Source organism: Bacillus sp. N1(2025), from assembly GCF_053470005.1.
Map to the genome: position 1 here is coordinate 45,238 of NZ_JBLTJB010000016.1, position 8,831 is coordinate 54,068.

Below are 8,831 nucleotides of genomic sequence, written 5' to 3' on the forward strand. Positions count from 1 at the left end.
TGGTTTGGTAATTCCAGTGGCATTAGTAGTGATATCTCGGTTTTCTTCAGCTCAGGATGTGGGGACAAAAGAAGCAGTTACAAGGGCTAAAGATGTGGCGAATAGAATACCGTTAGCTACGTGTTTAATGAAAAATCCTCCTTTAGGAATGTAATCTGCCAGCGAAATGAAAGACTATGTATTTAGGATAGTCCTATATTATTCGCTTTGAATATTTTTCCACCTCCTTCAGAAACCATTCTATCAATAGGTATTTTTTTGGGTAAATAGTATTTTTATACAGTATTTTTATGTTGAGGTATAATTTCCCTGTGTCTTAAAAACAAGTTAATCAGGTGAGTATGACGCAAAAGTAAATTGCGGTTTTTTTTCGTTTTCACTTTATGTTCAAATAGTTATAATATTACAAAAATAGTGATTAGAGGGAGAGGTATATATGGATCAAGTTTTGCCGTCGTCCCAAGTTGGTGTCAAGATCAATGAATGGTACAAAATGATTCGCCAGTTCAGTGTGCCTGATGCTGAGATTTTAAAGGCTGAGGTCGAACAGGAAATAGAGGGGATGGAAGAGGATCAGGATTTGCTTGTTTTTTATTCATTGATGTGCTTTCGTCACCAATTGATGTTAGATTCCTTGGAGCCGGAAGACAGATATCGAGATCGCCCCACAGTCGACGAACTGCTTGAAAAAATAGAAAAGCCGCAAAAAAGACTTACAGGCCTCTTGAAGTATTACTCATTATTTTTTCGTGGAATGTATGAATTTGATCATAAAGAGTATGTTGATGCGATAAGCTATTATCGCAAAGCAGAGAGAGAGTTGAATGCTGTATCAGATGAAATGGAGCAAGCTGAATTTCATTACAAAATAGCTGATGCCTATTATCAAATTGATCAGCACTTTGTTTCCCTCAATCATTTGAAAAAAGCCAAGCAATTGTTTGAAAAAAATCAATTATACAAAGTGAAAGTGATTGGCTGTAATATGATGGTCGGTGCTAACATGTACGATATGTACAGGCTGACGGAAGCAGAATCATATTATCGGGAAGCATTAAGTATCGCCCGTGGGTTGGAAGAGGAAAAAGTGAAAAGGATTATCGGGTGATCTTTCATAACTTAGGCTTAGTTTATTTAAGAGGGGAAAATTTGATTGCTGCTGAAGAGAATTTCAAAAAGGCAATAGACGTGAAAGAACATATTGATACAAACGGCTTTAAATCGTGCTCGGACTTCTAATGAAGAAGAATATTTGGCGAAATTAAAAATCATTAATTCATTATACGAAGAATATAATGAAACAGCAGTGAAACAAAGCTTAGGCTACTTAGAAGAGAAACGCCTTTGGTCTGATTTCGCAGAGCTAACTGAACAATTAGGTGACTTTCATTTTGAGAAGAGAAACTATGCAGAGGGAAGAAACTTTTTAAAGAAAACCATACATGCCCAAACACAAATACTTAAGGTTACGGAGGCTATATAATGAAGAAGGTTATAATCAGCTCCGCTTTAATCGGTATTCTTTTTACTGGATTATTAAGTGTAACAAATGTTTATACTGCTGAAATGAGTGATTCTGGAACTTTCCACATCGCTGAAAAAGCTATAAATATTTAAGTGTTCTCCAATTTTTGACCTCCACCTTTTAAGACTGGGGGATTTCTTTTTCTTATCCAGTAATCAACATACGCAGCCTCATATGGTTCTTAACCGCTGAGTGTATTGCGTTCACCTTTCCGTTTTGCTGTGAAGTGTTTTCTTGAACTATGCATGCATGAGAAAGACGCCGTCCATTTTTAAGCCTTTCTTCAATCATTCAAGGAAAAACAAAGGAGCTATCGAGAAGATTTCGACCTTGATAAACAGCCTGCATGCCTGTTTATTTTTTTTGTTTGTTGAGCGACTTGGCTTGCATATAGCCGCCCTAAACGGAAACGGAGATTGTGAAAAACCACAGCTGGCGGGCGATAGCTGATCAAGAAACTTATGAAGGACCAGTGCTCAGTGCAATTCATCTCAAGAACAGCCAGAGAGCGGTCACAACAGCGATCATAAAGTAATCTCCATCATTCAGTGTAGTTCCATTTTTGATAAACACAAGTGCCGTCCGGTTTGTCTTTGTCCCTTTCGGGGTTTTAAGCGCAATGTTCTTCCCTATATTGTAATAAACAATTTTAAACAAATAATATGCCAGCGAACAGAATAAAAAGAGCAACATGAACTTGCCAATAAACAATATCATGTTTCATTACTCCCTTTTGCAGTTTTTTCGTTTGAATATATGACGGAAAAGTCAGGATGTTATATAAAAGGAGAAGTATTTTACAGAGGCTGGTGTTATTCATTAATGAACGGTTCTCCGCAACATCCCCAGATCCGGAATCATTTCAAAACGAAAGAGAAGCCCGAGGATTATTAAAAAACAGTCCCTAAGTTGTCCGCTTTTTTTTGAAAATTTGATCTAAGATGAACATAAAGAGGGTGAATAAGAAGGACACCGTAATCATATCTATCAGAAATATATTAGGAGTATCTTTTATTAATAGCAGCCATACCACCTGCAAAACTAAAGAAATAGAAAAATAAGATATATATGTCATGATCCTCATATTTGTTACCCCCTTAGCCTAATTTCTCTTTTGTGATCTTATCCAAATTAGTGAAAAGGATATCCAATCCCGAAAATAAGAAAGTGATGAAGAATGAAAGAAGCACTTCTCCACCTTGAAATATAGATATGTTCTCAATGATATGATTGGAAACGTATTGAATTGAGAAGTAAACAGCAGCCCATGCAAAAATGAATTCAAGGATATAGGCTGACCAAGCAGGCAATGTCAAAACATGAGTCATTCCTTTTACAATTGCCGTAAGGATAAGCATATAAACTAAAGCTAAAATACTGACGACGACAGAAAATATGTATAAGTCTGAAAGTGAACCATAGATGATATACTCTCCGAAAAAATGATTTACAGTTATAGCTACAAAATAAATAACTAGGCTAGGTACAGTTATAGCGAAGAACAGGGCGAATCCAATAAGTATGATGAATGCTGCATGAGCTAAGCGGTTTGGCGGTGTATCCACGATCTCTTTTTTTAATAGAATCATAAAAATAAGAGATGAAATCACAAGGCAGCATAAGAAAGTGAGCAAAACAGTAAAAAAGACAGTCATGTGACATCTCCAATGAAAAAGTGCTATTAGAGTGAATCTAACAGCACTTTGCATTTACTTCATACGTATTTTCCTGATGATCATTTATGAATGATTTTAAAATGCTTTCATTGCTAAAGTTGTCAAATGAGCGAGGTTTTTAGCCTGGCTGTCAGAAAGTCCGGACTTTTTAAGTGAAAGATAAAGATTCTTTTCCACGTCAGTCCAGCTTAAGGCGACATACTCGTTCAGCATTTTCTTTAAAACCGGTTCTATGTGTTGATTGAAAACGGATTCAAGTTCATTTCTTATTTTCTTTCCTGCTAATTTTTCAACAAGATTGAATAATTTTGTTTTATTTTTCAGCACTTCTCTGATTACATCTTTGACTGGTTTTGACACAGATGCATCGCTTTGTGCTTTAAGTCCGTAGGAAAATTGCGTATCAGTCTGATAAAAAAATGATTTGGTCGTTCCAGTGGCATTGGCAGTATTATTATGATTTTCTTTAGCTAAGGATGCGGGGACAAAAGTAGTAGTTACAAGGGCTAAAGATGCGGCAAACAGAATGCCTTTAGCTGCGTGTCTAATGGGAAATCCTCCTTTAGAAATGTAGTGTAGAGAGAAATGAAAGACTATGTATTTAGGCGGGACCTTTATTATCCGCTTTGAACATTTTCCCCTCTCAGATACCATTCTATCAATAGGTATTTTTGGGGTAAATAGGATTTTCATACAGTATTTTTCTTATAATTCAAAATCTTCTTTAGCAGGATTCATTTTGGCTGCAGTTTCGACGATGGGACATGTGCTGAAGCCTATATAACACATGTACAGGCTGATTGAGGCGGAATCACATTATCGGAGCGGTTTATAATTCAGGGTTAATGAATAAAAATAAACAGGCGGCATGCCTGTTTATTTTCGTTTGCGTGAAAGAGCGAAGAAAAACGGGAAGGCGGAGCCGGCCAATAACGTACCGAATAAAAACATGCCCCCGATGAACACATGATAGTTCACCCCGCCGATCCAGAGCCCCGTGATTAAGGAAACGATGCTTAATGCGATCATCAAAAAGCCGGGAATCAGACGTTTCTTACCCGTTGTCCGATAAGCAAAAAGAGAACAGAAGATGCCGATGACAATCGGCACAATCCACAGATAAAAAAGGATAAATACTGACATAAGCAAAACTCCGATTTTTCTTCTATCATACCAAAAACGCCCGGAAAAAGATACGAACGGCACCCGGCGCCAAAAGAAAAACCGGCCGCTATGGCCGGTTTTTTTCTAACGGAATGAATCGTAGATCACAAACAGATTAAGCGCGATCACCAAAACCGCAATCAGCCAGGCGAGAGCCGTCACCCATTTTCGGTTCGTCAGGGCGCCCATCAGGCGTTTGTTGCTTGTAAACATAATCAGCGGCACGAGCGCAAAGGCGATGCCGAATGAAAGAACGACCTGGCTCCATACGAGCGCTTCTGTGGCGTTGACCCCCGAGATAATGATGATCATCGGCGGAATGATGGTAATGAAACGCCGCAAATAAAGCGGGATACGGTAACGGATGAAGCCCTGCATGATAATATCGCCTGACAATGTGCCGACAGAAGAGCTTGAAAGCCCTGCGGCCAGCAGCCCGATCCCGAAGAGAATGGCTGAAGCCGGTCCGATATAGTGGCCGAATTGCTGATAAGCCACGTCTAAATCTTCTACATACAGCCCGTTCTTGAAGAAAAGCGCAGCAGCGACGATGAGCATGCTTGCGTTAATCGCCCCGGCGATCACCATCGCGATGAGAATGTCAATCGTCTCGAATCTAAAAATCTTTTTCCGCTCACTATCCGTTTTTCCGACGACACGGCGCTGTGTCAGTGCGGAATGTAAGTAAATGGCATGCGGCATCACGGTTGCGCCGAGTATCCCGGTTGCCAGGAGCACACTGTCCATTCCGTCAATTTTCGGGATAAACAGCCCTTCGAGAACGGAGGCGGCGTCAGGTTTGGCAAAGAAGGTTTGCAGAGCGAAGGCGATCACCACGACAAACAGAAGTCCGGCGATGCCCGCTTCCAGCGCCCGGTAACCCCTGCGCTGCAGCTCTAAAATCGCGAATGATCCGATCGCCGCGATAATGGCCGCTTCAACCATCGGTATGCCGAACAGCAGGTTGAGCCCGAGCGCCGCCCCGATAAATTCTGCCAGATCAGTTGCCATAATTACCAGTTCACCCTGTATCCACAGCCCGGCGGATACCCATTTCGGGTACCGGTCTCTGGCGATTTCCGGAAGGTTTTTACCCGTGGCAATGCCGAGCTTCGCGGAAAGAACTTGAATTAAAAAAGCCATCAAGTTTGAAAAGAGGATGACCCACAGCAGCATATACCCATATTTCGAACCAGCTGAGATATTCGTAGCGAAGTTTCCCGGATCAATGTAGGCAATCGCCGCGATAAAGGCGGGGCCTAAAAAAGGCAGAAGCCGCTTGAATCCCTTGCTTTTGCCGTCAAGTGCATCCTGCACGGCTTTTGATTGCAGTGATTGTGCTGAGATGTCTTTGCTCATTATGTCTCACCTAAATTCCGATAGATTTTTAGCTAAATAACAAAAAGTTTCCTAGATGCAAATTATTTTATCTACATCATAAATCCGCTATTATGAGATGTCAAGTTCTTTATGTTCAATAAACCGGTACATTGATGCCCTGTTTTATCTATGATATGTATCCCGCCGAAGAAAGGTCCGAAAATGAAAACGGCATCGTTCCGGGAAAGAAGCGATGCCGTTCGCAAAGCGTGTTTCCGCGTCCGATCATGCGCGGATGCGTGGAGCGTTCTTTTAAAAAGGTGAAAAGAGGACACTTGCCCATATAACTTCACAACTTTCTGTCCGCCCAACTGATTTGAGAAAAAGACGCTGTATTTCCTCCGTTTTCCCGGGTAAATAGAATAATAATGTTTCTTTCCATTGGAAGATAAAACCTTTCTGTACCATTCAAATGACCTCCGGAAAAACTCCGGCCGCTCTGAATAAACGTTTGAATCAACGATATATCAGTGATTCCAGTCCAATAAACCGCTGTTATCTATCAATTAAAGAATCGGCATGGCCACTTGCGAAGAAAAGAAGTTGGAGCATTAGACTTATTTCAGTCTCCCGGGCAAAAAAGTATAATAACGTCAGGAAAGCTTTCCAGCCATATGATAAAAGAGGGGGAATTTTCTTGGTACGTCGTTTGTCGATCATTTCTTTAGCCATGATTTTTGCTGTTTCTTTATTCGCTTTTGGCGGCTCTGCATCAGCAGCAGCTTTCAAACCTAAAGCTGAACCGGACGTTTCCATTTTAGCCAGCGGGGGTACAGTCGGTATTTACGGTGCTAATATGCGCTCATGCTCTAAGGTCAGCTGTTCAACGATCACAACATTCTCAAGCGGTAAAAAAATTACAGGTTCTTGGGTAACCGGAGAATATGTTCAAGGCCACTACACTAATTCTAATAAATGGCTGAAAGTCACGTATGCAGGAGCGACAGGCTACGTTTCAGTCACCACACTATCTTATTATTACGGTTTATAATCAGAAAAACCTCGTTCTCTTGAGAGCGGGGTTTTTCCTTTATTCCGATTCAATTTCCGCGTTTCGTTTCATCATCGTGTTTCATCAGCTGATCGATTTCTTCCTTAGAAGCGTTTTTTTTCCACTCTTTCGCCTGACTTGTCGCAATGGGAATGGCCCGTCCTTCTTCATAACCCTCATCTATCATCGCATTCGCGATTTCGATCGCTTTTTTCTTCACAGGTTCCTCGAGATTCTTCAATGATTGCGGATAATCCTTCATAGACCAAGGCATGTCTATCACTCCTTTATGAAAAGTGTTTCCCGCCTGAAGAAAAAGAAAACCGCCTCATCAAAAAGAATGACAGCTATTTTTATGAGAGACCAGCAATTTCCGAATAAAATATAAAGGATAAAGAAGCAAGTACAGATTGAATGCCCACCACATAAGATCAAAATCACCGATAAATACCCAAAAGGCAATCGCTTGCAGGCCTGAACAAAAGGTCAGCACAAGTGATATTAATGCGAAAGGGCGCCATAACGCATGTTTCCGTTTATAAAGAAACAAGCTGTACAGCCCGGTTATCGAAATGAAAATATCTAAGGGAAAGAATGACCAGTTCCAGGCCATGATCATGGCGTTATCATAATCTTTAAACACCATGTTTTTTGGAATCCACTCAAAAAAAGTAACAATCCAATAAACGATAAATCCAATATCTGTAATGAGGAAGAGAACCTTTAACCCTTTCATCATCTGTTTCTGTCCGTATGAACGCTGATGCCGTTTGATGACGTTTCACTTTCAGAAATAAAGTTTAAGGAAACGACACCGATGATGATCAGAAGAACAGAGACAGCTTTTATGACAGAGAACTGTTCATGAAAGAAAAAAATTCCGATCATGGAAATCAGCACGATCCCCATTCCCGACCAGACCGCATACGCGATGGAGACACTTATATATTTCAAAGTCAAAGTAAGAAAACAAAGGCTGCCGATATAAAACAATAATAATAAAATACTTGGGACAAGTTTTGTAAATCCATTTGATAATTTCATGCTGACCGTACCCAATACTTCAAAAATGATCGCTAAACTTAAATAAATCCATTGCATTCAACATTCTCCTTCAATCGTATTATTCAGAATTATACAATATATAGAATTTGAAGGAAATTAAACAATGAAATGTTTTCCGGATAAAAAATCCGGCCGGGTGTAAAAAGAAAACGCCATAAAGGTATACTATGAACAAAGAAATCAGAAAGGACGTGCAGGACGGGTGACAGAAGAGCGGACAGACCTGGAAAGACAACTGAGAGACATTCAAAAATGGGAAAAGGCGCAGCAGAGGGTGATGTTCTGGCAAACATTCACCCGCTTGCCGTTTCAGCTTTTGGACAAGCTGACACCGCAATTTATTCAGAGGAAAATCGGACTCATTCTCGATGAAACGGGAACGTTTATTCAGTCAGGCGGACAGTACCTTACATCAGAAAAGCGCATCATGAAAAAGTTTCAAAAACGGCTGCCGCACGGTACATGTCAAACGCTTCACGACATCCGCAATGCGCCGCTTGCCGTCATGGACGAAATCGCAGAAGCCATAGCGCGTACAAGCGTAAAGGCCGCGACGGTGCAGGGAGCCGCAACGGGAGTCGGCGGTGTATTCACGCTGGCGGCAGACATTCCGGCGATGCTCGGCCTGTCCTTAAAGACGCTGCAAGATATCGCGGTTGCTTACGGCTTTGATCCGAAAGACAAAAAAGAACGCGTGTTTATCGTCAAATTGCTTCAGCTTGCATCCAGTGACGTCATCGGAAAAAAAGCGATCCTGCAAGATTTACGGCAATATGATCAAAACGACCGCGCCTATCAGCGCGTCGCCTCGCAGATCCAAGGCTGGCGGGAAGTCGTTTACAGCTACCGCGATACGTTCGCCGCGAAAAAACTGCTGCAAATGGTTCCGGCCGCAGGCATCATCTTCGGCGCGTCCGCCAACCGTTCAGCTTTAGAAAGCATCGCGGAAACAGGCATCATGCTTTATAAAAAACGCCGGATTCTAAAACGCATGAAGGATACAGAATAATAAAAAACCACCCGAAAACAC

General features: G+C 41.2%; 11 protein-coding genes and 2 pseudogenes. 5 read left to right on the forward strand and 8 right to left on the reverse strand.

The features are described from left to right. Nucleotides 1–436: 436 nt before the first annotated feature. From ACNFN4_RS21235 to ACNFN4_RS21245, 3 genes and pseudogenes are all read left to right on the forward strand, one after another. Nucleotides 437–893, forward strand: a pseudogene (locus ACNFN4_RS21235) (response regulator aspartate phosphatase); the annotation flags it as partial. Between the two features lie 359 nt (nt 894–1,252). Beyond that, nucleotides 1,253–1,483 (forward strand): hypothetical protein, encoded by a 231-nt coding sequence (locus ACNFN4_RS21240; protein WP_224462987.1) that lies wholly within the window; start codon nt 1,253–1,255, stop codon nt 1,481–1,483. Continuing rightward, a complete protein-coding gene (locus ACNFN4_RS21245) occupies nt 1,483–1,617 on the forward strand; it encodes a hypothetical protein (protein WP_254926347.1) in 135 nt (44 codons plus the stop codon). Before ACNFN4_RS21240 ends, ACNFN4_RS21245 begins: the two co-directional genes overlap by 1 nt. A 394-nt stretch (nt 1,618–2,011) precedes the next feature. Here ACNFN4_RS21245 and ACNFN4_RS21250 read toward each other — a convergent pair whose 3' ends face one another. From ACNFN4_RS21250 to ACNFN4_RS21270, 5 genes are all read right to left on the reverse strand, one after another. Next, nucleotides 2,012–2,242 (reverse strand): hypothetical protein, encoded by a 231-nt coding sequence (locus ACNFN4_RS21250; RefSeq protein WP_242523510.1) that lies wholly within the window; start codon nt 2,240–2,242, stop codon nt 2,012–2,014. A 380-nt stretch (nt 2,243–2,622) separates the two neighbouring features. Beyond that, nucleotides 2,623–3,180: a hypothetical protein gene (locus tag ACNFN4_RS21255; protein WP_156240259.1), complete on the reverse strand. Its 558-nt coding sequence runs from the start codon at nt 3,178–3,180 to the stop codon at nt 2,623–2,625. Nucleotides 3,181–3,276: 96 nt separating this feature from the next. Beyond that, entirely contained in the window at nt 3,277–3,894 is a 618-nt protein-coding gene (locus ACNFN4_RS21260) for a hypothetical protein (RefSeq protein ID WP_021495090.1), read from the reverse strand. A gap of 183 nt (nt 3,895–4,077) precedes the next feature. After that, nucleotides 4,078–4,344 carry a hypothetical protein gene (locus tag ACNFN4_RS21265; protein ID WP_014416946.1) on the reverse strand — a complete coding sequence of 89 codons (267 nt, stop codon included), beginning with the start codon at nt 4,342–4,344 and terminating at the stop codon, nt 4,078–4,080. A 105-nt stretch (nt 4,345–4,449) separates the two neighbouring features. Further along, nucleotides 4,450–5,727: an Nramp family divalent metal transporter gene (locus ACNFN4_RS21270; protein WP_088056325.1), complete on the reverse strand. Its 1,278-nt coding sequence runs from the start codon at nt 5,725–5,727 to the stop codon at nt 4,450–4,452. Between the two features lie 655 nt (nt 5,728–6,382). Here ACNFN4_RS21270 and ACNFN4_RS21275 point away from each other — a divergent pair. Beyond that, nucleotides 6,383–6,736 carry a hypothetical protein gene (locus ACNFN4_RS21275; RefSeq protein WP_007410203.1) on the forward strand — a complete coding sequence of 118 codons (354 nt, stop codon included), beginning with the start codon at nt 6,383–6,385 and terminating at the stop codon, nt 6,734–6,736. A gap of 58 nt (nt 6,737–6,794) precedes the next feature. On the opposite strand, the pseudogene ACNFN4_RS21280 reads toward ACNFN4_RS21275, so the two are convergent. The 3 genes and pseudogenes from ACNFN4_RS21280 to ACNFN4_RS21290 all read right to left on the reverse strand — a co-directional run. Next, a pseudogene (locus ACNFN4_RS21280) lies at nt 6,795–7,010 on the reverse strand (DUF2188 domain-containing protein); the annotation flags it as partial. 57 nt (nt 7,011–7,067) lie between these two features. Beyond that, nucleotides 7,068–7,475, reverse strand: a complete 408-nt coding sequence (locus tag ACNFN4_RS21285; RefSeq protein ID WP_014720748.1) for a DUF5360 family protein — start codon at nt 7,473–7,475, stop codon at nt 7,068–7,070. Further along, nucleotides 7,472–7,837 carry a DMT family transporter gene (locus ACNFN4_RS21290; RefSeq protein ID WP_017419236.1) on the reverse strand — a complete coding sequence of 122 codons (366 nt, stop codon included), beginning with the start codon at nt 7,835–7,837 and terminating at the stop codon, nt 7,472–7,474. Before ACNFN4_RS21290 ends, ACNFN4_RS21285 begins: the two co-directional genes overlap by 4 nt. A gap of 166 nt (nt 7,838–8,003) precedes the next feature. Between ACNFN4_RS21290 and ACNFN4_RS21295 the strand changes: the two genes are divergently transcribed. Continuing rightward, nucleotides 8,004–8,810 carry an EcsC family protein gene (locus tag ACNFN4_RS21295; protein ID WP_012116852.1) on the forward strand — a complete coding sequence of 269 codons (807 nt, stop codon included), beginning with the start codon at nt 8,004–8,006 and terminating at the stop codon, nt 8,808–8,810. Nucleotides 8,811–8,831: the final 21 nt, after the last annotated feature.